This is a genomic window from Mesorhizobium sp. M0136 (genome assembly GCF_040322515.1).
In the GTDB taxonomy this organism is placed as follows: domain Bacteria; phylum Pseudomonadota; class Alphaproteobacteria; order Rhizobiales; family Rhizobiaceae; genus Mesorhizobium.
The window spans coordinates 172,899-189,745 of record NZ_JAMYTP010000008.1; the positions used below are offsets into that span (position 1 = coordinate 172,899).

Sequence of the window (16,847 nt, forward strand, 5' to 3'; positions counted from 1 at the left end):
GAAATAAGCGGTCGTCTAAATGCGTCGCGACTACCGGCCAGTCTGATACCGGTCTGATAATAGACCTGTTGGCCTTCATTATTCGAGATAACGCCAGTTTTACGGCAATCCAAGGCGCCATGCCGCACTGCAAGCAATTGTGATCGGCGCTGTGTCGTCGCAGGCGGCTCGCGTCAGAGCTGCGCACCGCCATAAAAGCTTGTATTTTGGCGGCGTTCGGGTTATGGACCGCGCCTGTTTTCCATCAAAACCAGGCATGAAAGGGGCAACTCATGGCCCGCGTAACCGTTGAAGATTGCATCGACAAAGTCGACAACCGCTTCGAGCTGGTGCTCCTGGCCGGCCACCGCGCCCGTCAGATCAGCCAGGGCGCGCAGATCACCGTACCGCGCGACAACGACAAGAACCCGGTCGTTGCGCTCCGCGAAATCGCCGAAGAGACGCTGTCGCCGGACGACCTCAAGGAAGATCTCATCCATTCGCTGCAGAAGCATGTCGAGGTCGATGAGCCGGAAGCCGATGGCGAGGCGATTGCCGACCAGACCGGCAGCGCCGTTGCGGCCACCGATGCCGACGACGCCGAGGACAACGTCACCTTCGATCGCATGACCGAAGAAGACCTGTTGGCCGGCATCGAAGGTCTGGTGCCGCCGGAAAAAAGCGACGATTATTGATCTTAGCGACAACTGCCGACACTTTCGCGTCGGCGGTTTCGTGGCTATCTATGACATGCGCCGTACGCCAGTGCGGCGCATGATTCATTTCAGCATTGCGAGATCCCGCCCATGATGCGTCAGTATGAGCTTGTCGAGCGCGTCCAGCGCTACAAGCCTGACGTCAACGAGGCGCTGCTCAACAAGGCCTATGTCTACGCCATGCAGAAGCATGGCCACCAGAAGCGCGCTTCCGGCGACCCCTATTTCTCGCATCCGCTCGAAGTCGCCGCCATCCTCACCGAAATGCATATGGACGAGGCGACGATCGCCGTTGCCTTGCTGCATGACACGATCGAGGACACCACGGCGACCAGGGCCGAGATCGACGAATTGTTCGGCCCGGAAATGGGCAAGCTGGTCGAAGGCTTGACCAAGCTGAAGAAGCTCGACCTCGTCTCCAAAAAGGCCGAGCAGGCGGAGAACCTGCGCAAGCTGTTGCTGGCGATCTCGGAAGACGTTCGCGTGCTGCTGGTCAAGCTCGCCGACCGCTTGCACAACATGCGCACGCTCGACCATGTGCCGGAAGCCAAGCGCCTGCGCATCGCCGAGGAAACGATGGACATCTATGCGCCGCTGGCTGGGCGCATGGGCATGCAAGGCATGCGCGAGGAGCTCGAGGAGATCGCCTTCCGCTTCATCAATCCGGAAGCCTACCGCGCCGTCACCGCACGGCTGGCCGAAATCTTCGAGCGCAACAAGGGTGTGCTGTCCGAAATCGAGAAGGCGCTCTCCACGCTGTTCGACAAATATTCGATCAAGGCCGAGGTCAAGAGCCGGCAGAAGAAGCCGTGGTCGGTGTTCCGCAAGATGGAAGCCAAGGCGTTGTCGTTCGAGCAGCTGTCCGACATCTTCGGCTTTCGCGTCGTCGTCGAGACGGTCGAGGACTGCTACCGGGCGCTCGGCGCCATCCACACCACCTGGTCGATGGTGCCCGGCCGCTTCAAGGACTACATCTCCACGCCGAAGCAGAACGACTACCGCTCGATCCACACCACCATCGTCGGCCCGTCGCGCCAGCGCGTCGAATTGCAGATCCGCACCTACCAGATGAACAAGATCGCCGAATACGGCGTCGCCGCTCATTCGATCTATAAGGATACCGGCGGCAAGATGAATGGTGCCGCCCATGCGATCTCGAAGGAAACCAATGCCTATGCCTGGCTGCGGCGCACCATCGAGCAGCTTGCCGAAGGCGACAACCCCGAGGACTTCCTCGAAAACACCAAGCTGGAACTGTTCCAGGACCAGGTGTTCTGCTTTACGCCGAAGGGCATGCTGATCGCGCTGCCGCGCGGCGCCACGCCGATCGACTTTGCCTATGCCGTCCACACCGATGTCGGCGACACTTGCGTCGGCGCCAAGGTCAATGGCCGCATCATGCCGCTGATGACGGAGCTGAAGAACGGCGACGAGGTTGAGATCATCCGCTCGAAGGCGCAGGTGCCGCCTGCGGCATGGGAATCGGTGGTGGTTACCGGCAAGGCGCGGTCGGCCATCCGCCGCGCCACCAAGAACGCTATTCGGAAGCAATATTCAGGTCTCGGTATCCGCATTCTGGAGCGCGCCTTCGAACGGTCCGGCAAGACCTTCACCAAGGAAAGCCTGAAGCCGGTGCTGCACCGCCTCGCGCGCAAGGACATCGAGGATGTGCTGGCCGCGGTCGGCCGAGGCGAAGTTGCCTCCACCGATGTCATGAAGGCGGTGTTTCCCGACTACAAGGACGAGCGCGTCACGCTGGTCGCGCCCAAGCAGCGCGAGGAGGGCTGGTCGAAGATCCGCAATGCCGCCGGCATGCTGTTCCAGATTCCGGGCCGCGCCGCGCGCAAGGATAAAAACCAGCCGCGCGACGATGCGGTGCCGATCCGCGGTGTGCGCGGCGATTTGCCGGTGCGCTTCGCGCCGGAAGGGGCAGTGCCAGGCGATCGCATCGTCGGCATCGTGCAGCCGGGAACTGGTATCACCATCTATCCGATCCAGTCGCCGGCATTGCAGGCCTTTGACGACCAGCCCGAGCGCTGGATCGACGTGCGCTGGGATATTGACGAGCGCACCAAGGAGCGGTTCCCGGCGCGCGTCTCGGTCACCGCCATCAACGCGCCGGGTTCGCTAGCCGACATTGCGCAAGTCGTCGCATCCAACGATGCCAACATCCACACTTTGTCGATGGTGCGCACCGCGCCCGATTTCACCGAAATGCTGATCGATCTCGAAGTGTGGGACCTCAAACACTTGAACCGGCTGCTGTCGCAGCTAAAGGACAATTCGAGCGTCAGCGACGCGCGACGCGTGAATGGGTGAATAGTGAATAGTGAATAGTGAAAGAGAGTGCACTCACTACTCACTACGATTCACCATTCACATTCACCATGGGCATGGAGTGAACGATGAACACCGACGAAGTGCTGGGCATTTTCCGCGAGGCCGGCGCCGTTCTCGAAGGGCATTTCATCCTGACGTCCGGCCTGCGCAGTCCGGTCTTCCTGCAGAAGGCGCGCGTTTTCATGCATGCCGACAAGACCGAGCGCTTGTGCAAGGCGCTCGCCGAAAAGATCCGCGCTGGCGTGCCCGGCAGGATCGACTACGTCGTCGGCCCGGCGATCGGCGGGCTGATCCCGGCCTATGAGACCTCGCGCCATCTTGGTGTGCCGGCGATCTGGGTCGAGCGGGAAGGGGGCGAATTCAGGCTGCGCCGCTTCGAGATCGCCAAGGGATCGCGCGTCGTCATTGTCGAGGACATCGTCACCACCGGCCTGTCGATCCGCGAGACCATCGACTGTCTGCGCGCACTTGGTGCCGATGTCGTTGCCGCTGCGTGCATCATTGACCGCTCGGCCGGTAAGAGCGATGTCGGCGTGCCGCTGATCGCGCTCGCCAAATACGAGGTTCCGGCATATCCGGCCGACAGGCTGCCGCCCGAACTCGCCGCCATACCGGCGATCAAGCCGGGCAGCCGCAATATCTAATGCATGTCGCCCAAAGCTTATCCTCGGGCTTGAACCGAGCATGTGCAGCGGTTTTGGGACAAAGAAATGCATAAAACAAGTCAAGAGGCGCTGCCGTGATTGCTGGTATCGACCATTTCGTGCTGACGGTTCGCTCCGTTGAAGACACCTGCGCCTTCTATCAGCGCGTGCTTGGCTTCAAGCGCCTCGACGAGCCGGACCGGCCGACGGCGCTGCTGTTTGGAACGCAAAAGATCAATGTGCATGAGGTCGGGCACACCTTCGAGCCGAAGGCCAAGGCGCCGACGCCGGGCTCCGGGGATTTCTGCTTGATTGCCGCCCGGCCGCTCGCCGAGATATGTGCCAACCTCGCCGCCAATGGCGTGGTGATAGAGGTCGGCCCGGTCGAGCGTGCCGGCGCTCGTGGCGCGATGATGTCGGTCTATTTTCGTGACCCGGACGGCAACCTCGTCGAGGTCAGCGAATATCGACCCTAAGTGGCGCTCCTTAAATTCGCCGCGATCATGCCCTGTTCAGAACGGCGATACCCAAGGCTGGCGCGACCGGCCACCGAGCGGATGCCCTCGGCCTCGTTGTTCTTCGGCCAGCGCATCGCTATATCAAAGTCGTAGTTGCTTTTCGGCGACCGTAGAGCGCAGCATGGGGCTGTCGCGCCCGGCTGGAGAAGCCGGCGTGAAGTTATTGACGGAACTAGGAACAGGAACAGCGTGCTTTTTCGACGGCGCAAGCCTGATGGTTTCTTAGAGCGGGTGCGTACTTATTTGTGGCCGCGCCGCTCGTTCTCGCGCTCGCTGCGGTATTTTTCCAAGCGCATCCTGCGGCTTAGAGCCACGCCGCATGCCGTGGCCGCCGGTGTTGCGGCGGGCGTATTCGCGTCGTTTTTCCCGCTTGGCTTCCACTTCATCATTGCCGCCATCCTGTGCTGGCTGATCGCCGGCAATCTGGTTGCCGCAGCACTCGGCACGGTCTTCGGCAACCCCCTTACCTTTCCGCTGCTATGGGCCGCCTCCTGGGAGGTCGGCAAGCTGATCCTGCATGAACACCTGCCGGCACACGGACCGCCTGCCCATCTCGGCGACATGCTGCACAATCTTTCCTTCGCGCAATTGTGGGGACCGGTACTGAAGCCGATGACGGTTGGCGCAATACCGCTCGGCCTGGTTTTCGGGCTGCTGTTTTACGGCATCACCCGCTGGGGCATGGTCACTTTCCAGGAGCAGCGCCGCAAGCGTCTGGCCGAAAGAGCGGCAAAGGCTGGAAAAACCGGGCCGGAAGTTCCCGCCGAATGATTATCGGTATCGGCAGCGATCTCATCGACATCAGACGCATCGAGAAGTCGTTGGAACGTCACGGTCAGCGCTTCATCCAACGCATCTACACCGAGATCGAACAGGCGCGCTCCGAAAACCGCGCGGCGCGTGTGGCCTCCTACGCCAAGCGTTTCGCCGCCAAGGAGGCCTGCGCCAAGGCGTTGGGCACCGGTCTTGCGCAGGGTGTGTTCTGGCGTGACATGGGGGTCGTCAACCTGGCCAGCGGCAAGCCGACCATGGCGCTCACCAACGGGGCGGCAGCGCGGCTGGACGAAATCCTGCCTGAAAGGCACCGAGCCGTGATCCACCTCACCATAACCGATGATTTTCCGCTCGCTCAAGCCTTTGTGATCATTGAAGCGTTGCCGGTCGAAGAAGCGCCACATTGATTGCATCTGACCACCGGCATGACGTTGCCCAGCGCGCGCCGAGACTCTATACCATCCAACGCACAATCGAGGACGACATGAGCGTGGCTGAAAAAACCCAGAAGAAATCCGGTGGACTTGGCGAAACCGTCAGCGTCATCGTCCAGGCCCTGCTGCTTGCGCTGGTCATCCGCACGCTCCTGTTCCAGCCGTTCTCGATCCCGTCCGGGTCGATGCGGCCGACTTTGCTCGAAGGCGACTATCTCTTCGTCACCAAGTGGTCCTACGGCTTTTCCCGCTATTCGCTGCCGTTCGGGCCGAACATCTTTTCGGGCCGCATCTGGGGCTCCGAGCCGAAGCGCGGCGACGTGGTGGTGTTCAAGTTTCCGCCGGATCCTTCCGTCGATTATATCAAGCGCGTCGTCGGCCTGCCGGGCGACAAGATCCAGGTCAAGGATGGCCAGCTCTTCATCAACGACGTGGGCGTGCCGCGCGTCAAAGTCGGGCAGATCGACAACCGCGACATCACCGAGGAGAACGGGCCGGTCGATGTCTATCGCGAGACGCTGCCGAACGGCGTCAGCTACGACACGCTCGACCTGACGCAGGCTTCGATCGGCGACAATACCAAAGAGTTCAAGGTGCCGCCCGGTCACTATTTCATGATGGGCGACAATCGCGACAACTCGTCGGACAGCCGCTTCACCGTCGGCTTCGTGCCGGACGAGAATTTGGTCGGCCGCGCCAACCTCATTTTCTTCTCGATCGGCGGCAGCGCCAGCCCGCTCGAAATCTGGAAATGGCCGTCGCAGATGCGCGCCTCGCGCCTGTTCCATTTCGTCAATTAGGACCATGGCGGCGACGAAACGGCTGACCGCCGATGCGCTCGCCGAGGCGCTCAAGGAGCGCACCGGCCACAGTTTTGGCGACCACCAGCGCCTGCAGCGGGCGCTGACCCATGCCAGCGCTCGCGGCAGTCATGCCGGCGTCGACTACGAACGTTTCGAATTCCTGGGCGACCGCGTTCTCGGCCTTGTCGTTGCCGATATGCTGCTGGCGGCATTTCCCGACGCTGCCGAGGGTGAGCTGTCGCTCAGACTGAACGCCCTGGTCAACGCCGAGGCCCTGGCGGAAATCGCCGATGAGATCGGCCTGCCGGAACTCATTCGCGCCGGTTCGGACGTACGCGGCCTCGATGGGCGCAAGCGCGTCAATCTGCGCGCCGATGCATTGGAATCCCTGATTGCCGTGCTCTATCTCGACGGCGGGTTGGAAGCGGCCCGCGCGTTCATCCACAGATACTGGCAGCCGCGCTCGCAAGCTATTGACGCCGCCCGTCGCGATGCGAAAACCGAACTCCAGGAATGGGCGCATCAGGCGGCAGGCGCAGTGCCGGTTTACATAATCGACAGCCGCGAGGGGCCGGACCACGATCCGCTGTTCACCGTCAGTGTCAAGGTCGGCGCCTATCCGCCGGCGACCGGCAGCGGGCGCTCCAAGCGCGAGGCGGAGCAGGCTGCAGCCACGGCACTTCTGCAGCGGGAAGGCGTCTGGCCCGATCAAGGGAGTGCCGCATGACCGCCACCGAAGCTCCCACAACAGAAGCGCCCGCTACCCGCTCCGGCTTCGTCGCGCTGATTGGCGCGCCCAATGCGGGGAAATCGACGCTGGTCAACCAATTGGTCGGCGCCAAGGTGTCGATCGTGACACACAAGGTGCAGACCACGCGCGCCATCGTGCGCGGCATTGCCACCCACAACAACGCGCAAATCGTCTTCGTCGACACGCCGGGCATATTCAAGCCGAAGCGCCGGCTGGACACCGCGATGGTGACCACAGCCTGGGGCGGTGCCAAGGACGCCGATATCGTGCTGCTCTTGATCGATGCCGAGCGCGGCATCCGGGGCGATGCAGATGCCATCCTCGAGCGGCTGAAGGATGTCCGGCAGCCGATGGTGTTGATCCTCAACAAGGTCGATCGGGTCAAGCACGAGACGTTGCTTGCATTGTCGGCGGCAGCCAACGAAAGGGTGCCGTTCAAGCGCACCTTCATGGTTTCGGCGCTGACGGGGTCCGGCTGCAAGGACCTGCTCGACTATCTCGCCGAGACCCTGCCGGCCGGACCCTGGTACTACCCTGAAGACCAGATCTCCGACCTTCCGATGCGCCAGCTCGCAGCCGAGATCACCCGCGAAAAGCTCTATCTCAGGCTGCATCAGGAACTGCCTTATTCCTCCCACATCGAGACAGAGAAATGGGAAGAGAAGAAGGACGGGTCGGTGCGCATCGACCAGACAATCTATGTCGAGCGCGACAGCCAGAAGAAGATCGTGCTCGGCCATAAGGGCGAGACGATCCGCGCCATCGGCCAGGCCGCGCGTATGGAGATCGCAGGCATCCTCGAGCAGAAGGTGCACCTCTTCCTGTTCGTCAAGGTGCGCGAGAACTGGGGCGACGATCCCGAGCGCTACCGCGAGATGGGGCTCGAATTTCCGCACTGAGCTATCCAAAGATTTGGCCGATCGGTCGAGCTGTCTGTTGGTCGTCTCAGGATTCTGAGCGGTCCCCAAGTGCCAACGACACACCGTTGGCAAGATGCTCGGCGTCGGACGCGTTTTCGAACGGGATGCCCGTTCTTGCATAGTCGAGCGGTGAGAAATCGGAGCCGTCGGCGTTGATCAGCGCAGCCTGGCGCCTTGCCGCTTGCATGTCGCCGAACTGAGCGTAACAGGCGGCAAGCCGGGTGCGGATCCACGGCGTCGGTCGCGTCGCCAACTCCAGCACCTCGGCAGCCGTGCGGTATTCGCCCAGCATGTATAGCGCGAGCGCGCGATCGTACTGATACCAGTGAGGATGCAGCGGGTTGATGCGGATGGCGCGCGCCAGCCAGGCGAGCGCGTCGAGCGGCCGGCCGCGCATCGTCAACAGATGCCCCATCTGCTCGATACAGTCTGCGTCGCCCGGATTGAGCTCGAGCGCGATGCGCAAATGATGCTCGGCCGCCTCGTGGTCGCGCATATTGAGCCGCACCAGCGACTGGATGCGGTGTGCCGTTGCCTGGTCCGGCGACAATGCGATGCCCCGGTCGGCCAGGTCGCGGGCCTTCGTCAGCACGGCGTCGCTGCTCGGTCCGAATTCGCTGTTAAGCACATGCGACAGCGCCAGATAGGTGTAGGCGAGGCCATAGGCCGGGTCCCTGACGATAGCAGCCTCGAAAAACGCTGCTGCTTGTTTCAGTTCGCTTTGCGCCGGATCGCGCAGCAAGGCGACGCCGCGCAGCACCAGTTCATGGGCGGCGAGGCTGGCTACCGGCTGCCGCGAGGCACGTTGCAGGCCGGCATTGTTCACCCGAACCACCAGCCGGCCGACGATCTTTTCGACGATCTCCTGCTGGATCGCGGACAGCCCGGCGTAATCGGCCTGGTAGCGATCGCCCCAGAGCTGGGAAGCGCTGGCTGCGTCAACGAGATTGACCGCACAGACGATGCTGTCTGCCTGCCGCCGCACCGAGCCCTCGACGACATAGTCGGCGCCGATGCACGAACGCACCACAGGCCATTCGCCAGGCGAATAGGAGGCAAACGAGAAGCTCGAGTTGCGCGCCAGCACCGTCAACGTGCCGAAGCGGGCGAGGCCATTGATAATGTCTTCGGCAATACCATCGACGATCGCTTCGTCGGCCGGATCGGCGCCGTCATTGCGGAATCTGAGCACCGCCACGATCGGCTGGGCGCCGGGTTCGGGCACCGGCTCAGGGATCAGCATGTAGCCGCGCTTCGATACGGTCCGTATCGTTTCCTCGCCGAGCACCTTGCGGATCTCGCGAATCGACTGCGTCAGCGAATCCTCGGTGACGAAAACACCCGGCCAGACCGCATCCATCAATTCCGACTTCGGCACCACACGGCCGATATGGCGGGCGAGATGCGTCAGCAATGCGTAGGCTTTCGGCCGCAGGAAGGCCGGCTGTTCGGCCCGGCCAAGCGTACCTTTGCCCAGATCGAGCGTGAAACCGCCAAACTGAAAAACCTGGTCAGTGGCCGAACCCGCCATCGAAACGGCCGCTCCCTGAAGCCGTGCCTGTATTGGCCTACGGCTGGAGGGCTAGGTCAAGGTCTGTCGCCGCCGAAAGCGGCGCTTTGGATTTGGACGCCGCAAATTAGACGGCGCCAGCAAGGGCGGGCTGCGTTGCCGGCCTGCGGACGAAGCTCTCGGTGCCGTAGACGGCAACGATCGCGATCGCAGCCACCGCCCAGATCGCAACACCGATCCATTGCTGCTGCACATGGTCGGCGTCGATGAACGCCTTGCCCAGGAAGCGCACGCTGTTCTGATGGGTGACATGCATCAGAATGGCGAGAAGCACACTGCCGGTGTTCTGATAGAGCCAGGTGAACACCACTGCCGCCAGCACGACGTTGATCGTGCCATAGAGGCTGAGATCGCCGACCAGGCCGAGCGGAAAATGCCAGATCGCCCAGATCGCGCCGAGGATCAGGCTTCCGGCCAGCGCCGAATGCTTGGCCAACAGACGCGGTGTCGCAAAGCCGCGCCATCCCGGCTCTTCGCCAAGCGGGCCGCTGAAGACCGCATAGAGCGCGATGATCGGCAGTATCTCAGTGACGGCTGGAATGTTGCCCCAGGCCGGCGTCGCCGAGCCGAACAGCGGATTGACCAGGATCGAGGCAAGCTGCGTGCTCAATGGCAGGCCGAATGCCACCAGATACCATAGCGGAGATACCCGCCACTTCACCATGGAAGCGAGAATGGCCTTGACCGAAGCCCAGCCTCCGGAAAGAGCGGCGATGACGAATCCGGACACCATCGGGCCGAAGGTAAACCAGGGAATGCTATCGCCATTCGACAGGTAGAATGGGATGAAGGCAAACCAGGTCAGGGCAAGCGTCAACGAAAAGAAGGCAGCCAACTGATGCTGCCGCACCAGGCGCAGGAAAGAAGTCATGTCGGGCCTCTCACGGGCAGATGACAATGAGAGGTCGCCGGGCTGCCCAATCGGTCGACTTACATCTTGAACAGCCGGCCGAAACATTCCGGGAGGCTATGCGCCGACCACCTCGGTCGACCCGTTTCTTATTGGCAGCCGCGCTACCCGAAATCCTGAGCGGGTTCTGAGAAATTTCCGATATTTCATGCAGAACCGGCCAGTCAGACCGGTTGGAACGCCTGCCGACACGGCGGTCGTCCAGCGTTCCCGTTCGTCGTCTCTCCGTCATACACCCTGCCTATAGGCTGTGCGAAGACCCGCTTCCGAGCAAACCGGGACCGGCAGGCAAACAGCCAGATCAGGACATGACCGGGACTTGGAATCGCATCGACCCCATCCGTCAGACCGAGTTTGCAAATGCCGTCGCCGTTGAGATCGAGCGCGTGCTGGCGCGGCAAGGCAAGGTCGCGAACAGCGATGCGATCGTAGCAGCAGGTAAGGTCGCCGCCGCCGTTGCCGCCGCCGTCGCCCTGCTTGCGCCGAACGACATCAGGGCGATCGACACCATGCAGGAGACATTGCCCGCCATCGCGTCGCAGTTCGTGCGGATATTGGCTGCCGAAGCTGCGGAACGCAGTGCCCGGACGCGTCTGTCGAGCGCGCACGGAGGCCAAAGGACGGACGTCCAGCCGCCTGGAAGCGGCGACCTCGACGCGATGCGGGTCGAGGACTGGGCCGGGTCGGGTCGCCGGGTCGACGTTCCTGCAGCAAAATCTCGACATATCGCGCTCGACCCTGCATCGCTGGCAGCGGAGCGGCACGGTTGTTGCGTTGCGCACCGGTGGCCGCAAACATGTGTTTCCGCTGGCGCAGTTCGTCGACGGCAGGCCGGCTCCGGGTATCAAGGAAGTGTTGTCCGCGATGCCCGATCCGCGGCGTGCCTGGGCGTGGCTGATCGGCCCCGCGCCCGGCCTCGCCGGACGTATTCCCATTGAACTGCTCAAACAGGATCTGGTGTCGGAAGTCGTTCTTGCCGCACAGAACGCAGCGATGGCGAAGTTGGCTTGATCTAGCTGCCAAACATTAGAAGTCTATTCCAAAAAAGAACACGTAAAAGGAATGTCTGTCGGATTTTCGATCGATTTGCCGGCTAACGGCATAAGTATATTTTCGTATAATTGTGACAAATGTCTCGTTTGTGCTGAGGGAAATGTGAAGAAAATATGAAGTGATATTTGTGCAACATTGATTTATTCTGTTGTGCAAACATCGATTATTTTTGGAATCGTCATTGAGACTGGAATGAAGATGAGTATGTTCGCCGCCTGAAGAGGGGGTGCGGTGCGCGCCTTTTTCGACGTGGGTGAGGCGTTCAGCCGTTCAACCATGAATCCAAGCCATTTTAACTTTGACTGGAGAGGTCAGAAAATGAATATCAAGAGCCTTCTTCTCGGCTCAGCCGCGGCATTCGTCGCGGTCTCCGGTGCGCGCGCCGCCGACGCCGTTGTCGTCGCCGAGCCGGAACCGGCAGAATACGTCAAAATTTGCGACGTCTACGGCGCCGGCTACTTCTATATCCCGGGCACCGAGACCTGCCTGCGCATCGGCGGCTATGTCCGCTATGATATCGGCGTCGGCGATGCCGGCTCGCTCGATGGCGTCAACCATGTCCCTGACCATCAAGGCGACGACACTCATTCGACCTACTACAAGAACGCCCGCTTTACGCTGAAGACCTGGACCGGTCAGGAGACTGAGCTCGGTACGCTTAAGACCTACACCGAGACCCGCTTCAACTTCGGCAACAGCAGCGGCGACTACCTTAATCAAAAAGCCTCCAATGCCAACGACTGGCAGGGCCGCAACAAGTCTCTTTCGCTGCGTTACGCCTGGATTCAGCTCGGCGGCCTGCGTGTCGGCAAGGACGATACGGCTTTCGATACGTTCATCGGTTATGCCGGCGCCGTCATCCAGGATACGCTGATTCCGTATGGCGGCCAGGAGAGCAACGTCGTTCAGTATTACTTCGACGCGGGCAACGGCTTCTCGGGGTTGGTCTCGCTCGAAGAAGGCGCCGGCAGCGTCGGCACCATCGACAGCTATATTCCGCATGTCGTCGGCGGCTTGAAGTACAAGGGCGACTGGGGTGCGATCACCGGCGTCGTCGCTTATGACAGCAATTACGAGGAAGTGGCCGGCAAAGTTCGTTTGGACGTAAAGGCCACCGACGAACTGTCGCTGTTCATCATGGGTGGTTACGGCACGGACGACAACCTCAACGACAATGCAGGCAACGCCATTGATGCGAGCGGTCGTGGCTTCTACAAGCAGTGGGGCGGCAATTGGGCAGTCTGGGGCGGCGGCACCTACAAGTTCAACGAAAAGACTTCGTTCAACGCCCAGGTCTCTTACGACGACTGGAAGAACCTCGGCATCGCCGCTAACGTTGCTTATACCGTTGTGCCCGGCTTAACGGTCACGGCTGAAGTCGATTACCTCAATGCTGGAAAGTTCGAAGACGCAGACTTCAACAACTGGACCAAGGCCAACAAGAAGAGCAGCGTCGGCGGCATTCTCCGCTTCCAGCGCTCGTTCTGATCAGCTGAAGATTTGACAGGCGGCCCGCGGTGCAAATGCTGCGGGCCGTTCTGTTTTCTGGCAGGACGATTCGGGCATCTGACGACCTAATCTTGATTTCGCCATCCAACCGGTGACAAGCTCTCGTCATGGAATGGCGCGACGAGGGAATCATTCTGGGCACCCGCAAGCATGGCGAAACCAGCGCCATTCTCGAGGTGATGACGCGCGTGCATGGCCGCCATCTCGGCCTCGTGCGCGGCGGCCGTTCGCGCAAACAGCAGCCGGTCTTGCAGCCCGGCAATCGCGTCGACCTGTTGTGGCGGGCGCGGCTCGACGAGCATCTCGGCACCTTCCAGGTCGAGGCGATCGAGATGAACGCCGCCCGGCTGATGGACAGCGCCGTTGCCGTCTACGGCCTGCAGACGATGGCCGCGCATTTGCGTCTTCTGCCCGAGCGTGACGCCCATGGCGGCCTTTACGAGACGCTTGCGGTGATGATCGCTCATCTCGGCGATGCCGATGCCGCCGGCGAGCTGGTGGCCCGCTTCGAGCTGCTGGTCCTCGACGAACTCGGTTTCGGCCTCGATCTCAGCCAGTGTGCGGCGACCGGCACCAGGCAGGACCTTGCCTATGTCTCGCCGAAATCCGGCCGCGCCGTGTCGCGGGCGGCGGGCGCGCCCTGGCGCGACAAGATGCTGGTGCTGCCTGCCTTCCTGCAGCGCGGCTCCGGGCTACGCGCCGATCCGGCGGCGATCGAGGACGCCTTCCGGCTGACCGGCTTCTTTTTGACCCGCCATGTCTACGAACCGCGCGGCATCGAGCCTCCCGGCGCCCGCGCCGGGTTTCTCGCCGCCTTGCGCAGGCATCATTCACCCGGCCATGAATCCGGCAAGGCGAGCGCCGCAGAAACCGCCGGGGAGACCACCAGATGAGCGACGTTGAACCTTATCCCGGCAACGTTTCGCCGCTCGGCCTTGGCACAAGGGCGGCACGCTGGCGGTTTCGGAAGCGGCGCTGAAGGATGTCAACGGCAAGCTGCTGGCTTTCGGCACTGAAACATGCTCGATCTGTCCGGCGGCCAATCTGGTGGCACGTTGAATGGACCGGCCGTTTGGCCGCCGCATTTGAATGTCACTGAACATTGAATGTCAGTGACAACTGGCCTGGTTTGGGGGAACCGCCATGTTTGAAAGCCTGATTGGCCTCGTCGCCATCATCGCGCTGTTCGTCATCATTTCACGCCAGCAGAGCCGTATCGGCCTGATCGAGCGCGAGCTTGGCGCCTTGCGCAGCCTTGTGCTTTCGGGCATGCCTGCGCTGCCGCCGCAAGCCAAGGAACCGGCAGCAAACGACAGCAAACCGGCGGATGCCGCAATACCGCTTGCGGCCGCAGCCGACCTGGCATCGCCAGGGACCGCATCCCTCGCATCAGCCACAGAGGCCGAGGCCGATACCGCGGCGCCATCCGCGCCGGAGTCGGCGCAACCGGCGGCCGCGGCGAAGCCAGCTCGCCAGTCCGACGTCGAAACGGCTCTCGGTACTCGCTGGGCGGTCTGGGTCGGCGGCATCGCGCTGGCGCTGGGCGGCCTGTTCCTGATCCGCTACACCATCGAGGCCGGCATTTTCGGGCCGCGCGTGCGGCTCGCCATGGCGGCGGCACTCGGGCTGGTGCTGGTCGCCGGCGGCGAGTTCATCCGGCGCACCGGCTTCAGGGTGCCGGTGCAAGGTGCCGCCGGTGCCTATATCCCGGCAATCCTGACGGCGGCCGGCGCCTTCATCTTGTTCGGTACTGTCTACGCCGCGTACAGCATTTACGGCTTCATCGGCTCGACGCTCGCTTTCACGCTGCTCGGCGCCATCGGGGTGGCGACGATCGCGGCAAGCCTGGTCCACGGTCAGGCGCTGGCCGGCGTCGGCCTGCTCGGTGCCATGGTGACGCCGCTGCTGGTCGCCTCGCAGGCGCCCAATCCGTGGGCGCTGTTCGGCTATCTGGCGATCGTGCTCGTCGCCACCGGCGTCATCGCCCGTATCCGCGACTGGAGGCTTTTGATGGCCGCTGCCTTCGTCGCCACCGGCATTTGGACCATCTTCTACATGACCGAAGCGCCGGGGACGAACCTTTCCGTCATCCTTTTTATCGACGGGGTGACACTGGCCGTGCTCGCCTTCGTCTGGCTTGGCCGCCGCGACGAAGCGGTCGCCGGCAGCGGCTTCGATTGGCCCTCGATCGCGCCGGGCTTCTTCGTCGGGCTTTCGGCGCTGGCCCTGTTCGTCGATCCGGCCTTCGCCGCCATCCGCGGTGCATTACCGGGTGCCGCCCTTGTCGCAGCCCTGGTGGCGGTGGCGCTCTATCGGCCGCGGGCGCTGGCATTGCTGCACGCCGCCGGGCTGGCGACGGTACTGGTCTATCTCGGTATCATTCCGCCGACCACGATCGCTTCCGATTTTTCGGGCGGCGCTCTTGGCGTCGACGGCATGCCGGTTGTGGCGTCCGATGCCTTGATGCTCAGGGTCGGCATCGTTCTCGGCCTGGTCTTCATCGGCCTCGGCTTTTGGGCAGCGCGCCGTTTTGCGGCCCATGGCTGGCTGCGCGCCGCCACATGGGCGGCCTGGAGCGCTGTCGCGCCACTGGTCATCCTGCTGGCGCTCTGGTCTACCTTCGGCAATCTCGACCGTGACCTTGCTTATGCGGCGGTCGCAGCCGTTTTGGTCGGCGTCTTCGTCGCCGGCGGCGAATGGATAGCGCGCGGCGAAGCGCCGCCGCTGACCGGCGGCGCTGCCGTCTCCTTCGCGCTCGGCGGCGCGGCGATTGCCGGCCTGCTGATGCTGCACATGGCCTTTGGTTCCGGCTGGACAACCATCCTGCTCGGAGCAGCCGCCGCCGTGCCGGCGCTGGCGACGCGCTGGCGTAGCTATCCGGTGCTTGGCTGGATTTCCGTTGGTGCGGTGATTGCAGTGCTTGGTCGCGCTGCCTTCGACCCGACCATCGTCGGTGCCGAGTTCCTGTCGAAGACGCCGGTGTTCAACTGGCTGCTGCTTGGATATGGCGTGCCGGCGCTCGCTTTCGGCTTTGCCGCCTGGCAGCTTGCCCGAACTACCAATGGCCGACCGCGCCTTGCCATGGAGGCCGGCGCCGCGCTGTTTTGCCTGCTCACCGTCGCCATGCTGGTGCGCCATGCCATGCATGGCGGCGTCATCGATACGGCTGCTGCGACGCTGGCCGAACAGGCGATCTACACGCTGATCGCCATCGGTGCCGGTGCCATCCTGGTCGCTATCGACATGCGCTCGCCAAGTCAGGTGCTGCGTTACGGCTCGATTGCAGCGGGCGTGGTCTCGGTCGCCTTCATCGTCCTCCAGCATTTTCTGGCGTTGAACCCGTTGCTGACGGATGAATCGACCGGCAGCATTCCGGTGTTCAACCTTCTGTTCCTCGCCTACCTCTTGCCGGCGGTCGCGGCAGGCGCACTGGCACTCTATTCCCGTGACAAGCGGCCGGAATGGTATGCGGCGATGCTGGCGGTGGTGGCGGCGGTGCTCGCTTTTGCCTATGCCACGCTGTCGGTCAGGCGCCTGTTCAAGGGTGAGTTCATCGGACTGTGGAGCGGTCTCGGCCAGCTTGAGACCTATACCTATTCGGCACTGTGGTTGGTCATCGGCGTGGTGCTGCTCACCGCCGGTGTCTGGCTGAAGTCCCAGGTGCTGCGCATAGCGTCGGCGGCGCTGATCTCGATCGCCGTGCTCAAAGTCTTCATCTTCGACATGTCGGAACTGGAAGGGGTGCTGCGGGCGCTGTCCTTCATCGGCCTCGGGGCGGTGCTCATCGGCATCGGCCTGTTCTATCAGCGTTTGCTGACAAGGGCGGCGAAAGCAAAGCTTGAGACGAGCAATAGCTGACGATTTCAATTTGGCCGGGAATAAACCTGCCACTGGCAGCGTTATTCAGTTGCTTGGGTGACCGGGGC

Annotated in this window: 15 protein-coding genes and 2 pseudogenes; 15 read left to right on the plus strand and 2 right to left on the minus strand. The window is 62.5% G+C overall.

Going from position 1 to position 16,847, the window contains the following annotated elements:
• Positions 1-272 precede the first annotated feature (272 nt).
• The 9 genes from rpoZ (at position 273) to era (ending at position 7,858) form a co-directional block, all read left to right on the plus strand.
• The gene (rpoZ, locus tag NKJ35_RS12330) at positions 273-674 is read left to right on the plus strand and encodes a DNA-directed RNA polymerase subunit omega (protein ID WP_023677773.1); all 402 of its coding nucleotides are present in this window, start codon (positions 273-275) and stop codon (positions 672-674) included.
• A gap of 111 nt (positions 675-785) precedes the next feature.
• A complete protein-coding gene (locus NKJ35_RS12335; RefSeq protein ID WP_352647306.1) occupies positions 786-3,014 on the plus strand; it encodes a RelA/SpoT family protein in 2,229 nt (742 codons plus the stop codon).
• An 86-nt stretch (positions 3,015-3,100) separates the two neighbouring features.
• Entirely contained in the window at positions 3,101-3,679 is a 579-nt protein-coding gene (pyrE, locus tag NKJ35_RS12340; protein WP_352647308.1) for an orotate phosphoribosyltransferase, read from the plus strand.
• Between the two features lie 95 nt (positions 3,680-3,774).
• On the plus strand, positions 3,775-4,155 hold the full coding sequence (locus tag NKJ35_RS12345) for a VOC family protein (protein WP_352480324.1): 381 nt from the start codon (positions 3,775-3,777) through the stop codon (positions 4,153-4,155).
• A 231-nt stretch (positions 4,156-4,386) separates the two neighbouring features.
• A complete protein-coding gene (locus tag NKJ35_RS12350; RefSeq protein ID WP_254820192.1) occupies positions 4,387-4,968 on the plus strand; it encodes a DUF2062 domain-containing protein in 582 nt (193 codons plus the stop codon).
• On the plus strand, positions 4,965-5,378 hold the full coding sequence (gene acpS / locus NKJ35_RS12355; protein ID WP_352647311.1) for a holo-ACP synthase: 414 nt from the start codon (positions 4,965-4,967) through the stop codon (positions 5,376-5,378). The genes NKJ35_RS12350 and acpS overlap by 4 nt, the downstream gene beginning before the upstream one ends.
• A gap of 77 nt (positions 5,379-5,455) precedes the next feature.
• A complete protein-coding gene (gene lepB, locus NKJ35_RS12360; protein ID WP_352508500.1) occupies positions 5,456-6,205 on the plus strand; it encodes a signal peptidase I in 750 nt (249 codons plus the stop codon).
• A 4-nt stretch (positions 6,206-6,209) separates the two neighbouring features.
• A complete protein-coding gene (gene rnc, locus NKJ35_RS12365) occupies positions 6,210-6,935 on the plus strand; it encodes a ribonuclease III (RefSeq protein ID WP_352647313.1) in 726 nt (241 codons plus the stop codon).
• Positions 6,932-7,858 carry a GTPase Era gene (gene era, locus NKJ35_RS12370; RefSeq protein WP_352647315.1) on the plus strand — a complete coding sequence of 309 codons (927 nt, stop codon included), beginning with the start codon at positions 6,932-6,934 and terminating at the stop codon, positions 7,856-7,858. Before rnc ends, era begins: the two co-directional genes overlap by 4 nt.
• A gap of 46 nt (positions 7,859-7,904) precedes the next feature.
• Here era and NKJ35_RS12375 read toward each other — a convergent pair whose 3' ends face one another.
• Positions 7,905-9,410, minus strand: a complete 1,506-nt coding sequence (locus NKJ35_RS12375) for a winged helix-turn-helix domain-containing tetratricopeptide repeat protein (protein WP_352647317.1) — start codon at positions 9,408-9,410, stop codon at positions 7,905-7,907.
• A gap of 106 nt (positions 9,411-9,516) precedes the next feature.
• The gene (locus tag NKJ35_RS12380; RefSeq protein ID WP_352647319.1) at positions 9,517-10,320 is read right to left on the minus strand and encodes a CPBP family intramembrane glutamic endopeptidase; all 804 of its coding nucleotides are present in this window, start codon (positions 10,318-10,320) and stop codon (positions 9,517-9,519) included.
• Between the two features lie 347 nt (positions 10,321-10,667).
• Between NKJ35_RS12380 and NKJ35_RS30890 the strand changes: the two are divergent.
• The 6 genes and pseudogenes from NKJ35_RS30890 to NKJ35_RS12405 form a co-directional block, all read left to right on the plus strand.
• Positions 10,668-10,889 (plus strand): annotated as a pseudogene (locus tag NKJ35_RS30890) (antitoxin Xre/MbcA/ParS-like domain-containing protein); the annotation flags it as partial.
• 49 nt (positions 10,890-10,938) lie between these two features.
• A pseudogene (locus tag NKJ35_RS30895) lies at positions 10,939-11,133 on the plus strand (antitoxin Xre/MbcA/ParS-like domain-containing protein); the annotation flags it as partial.
• Positions 11,134-11,370, plus strand: coding sequence for an antitoxin Xre/MbcA/ParS-like domain-containing protein (locus NKJ35_RS12390; RefSeq protein WP_352647323.1), 237 nt, complete (start codon positions 11,134-11,136; stop codon positions 11,368-11,370).
• A 360-nt stretch (positions 11,371-11,730) separates the two neighbouring features.
• Entirely contained in the window at positions 11,731-12,900 is a 1,170-nt protein-coding gene (locus NKJ35_RS12395) for a porin (RefSeq protein WP_352647422.1), read from the plus strand.
• Between the two features lie 128 nt (positions 12,901-13,028).
• The gene (recO, locus tag NKJ35_RS12400; protein WP_352647326.1) at positions 13,029-13,814 is read left to right on the plus strand and encodes a DNA repair protein RecO; all 786 of its coding nucleotides are present in this window, start codon (positions 13,029-13,031) and stop codon (positions 13,812-13,814) included.
• 250 nt (positions 13,815-14,064) lie between these two features.
• Positions 14,065-16,779, plus strand: a complete 2,715-nt coding sequence (locus tag NKJ35_RS12405; protein ID WP_352647328.1) for a DUF2339 domain-containing protein — start codon at positions 14,065-14,067, stop codon at positions 16,777-16,779.
• Positions 16,780-16,847: the final 68 nt, after the last annotated feature.

Excerpts from the sequence above, each read along its gene's own strand:
- rpoZ (WP_023677773.1), top strand. The coding sequence starts at position 273 with ATGGCCCGCGTAACCGTTGAAGATTGCATCGACAAAGTCGACAACCGC.
- NKJ35_RS12335 (WP_352647306.1), top strand. The coding sequence starts at position 786 with ATGATGCGTCAGTATGAGCTTGTCGAGCGCGTCCAGCGCTACAAGCCT.
- pyrE (WP_352647308.1), top strand. The coding sequence starts at position 3,101 with ATGAACACCGACGAAGTGCTGGGCATTTTCCGCGAGGCCGGCGCCGTT.
- acpS (WP_352647311.1), top strand. The coding sequence starts at position 4,965 with ATGATTATCGGTATCGGCAGCGATCTCATCGACATCAGACGCATCGAG.
- lepB (WP_352508500.1), top strand. The coding sequence starts at position 5,456 with ATGAGCGTGGCTGAAAAAACCCAGAAGAAATCCGGTGGACTTGGCGAA.
- rnc (WP_352647313.1), top strand. The coding sequence starts at position 6,210 with ATGGCGGCGACGAAACGGCTGACCGCCGATGCGCTCGCCGAGGCGCTC.
- era (WP_352647315.1), top strand. The coding sequence starts at position 6,932 with ATGACCGCCACCGAAGCTCCCACAACAGAAGCGCCCGCTACCCGCTCC.
- NKJ35_RS12375 (WP_352647317.1), bottom strand. The coding sequence starts at position 9,410 with ATGGCGGGTTCGGCCACTGACCAGGTTTTTCAGTTTGGCGGTTTCACG.
- NKJ35_RS12380 (WP_352647319.1), bottom strand. The coding sequence starts at position 10,320 with ATGACTTCTTTCCTGCGCCTGGTGCGGCAGCATCAGTTGGCTGCCTTC.
- NKJ35_RS12395 (WP_352647422.1), top strand. The coding sequence starts at position 11,731 with ATGAATATCAAGAGCCTTCTTCTCGGCTCAGCCGCGGCATTCGTCGCG.
- recO (WP_352647326.1), top strand. The coding sequence starts at position 13,029 with ATGGAATGGCGCGACGAGGGAATCATTCTGGGCACCCGCAAGCATGGC.
- NKJ35_RS12405 (WP_352647328.1), top strand. The coding sequence starts at position 14,065 with ATGTTTGAAAGCCTGATTGGCCTCGTCGCCATCATCGCGCTGTTCGTC.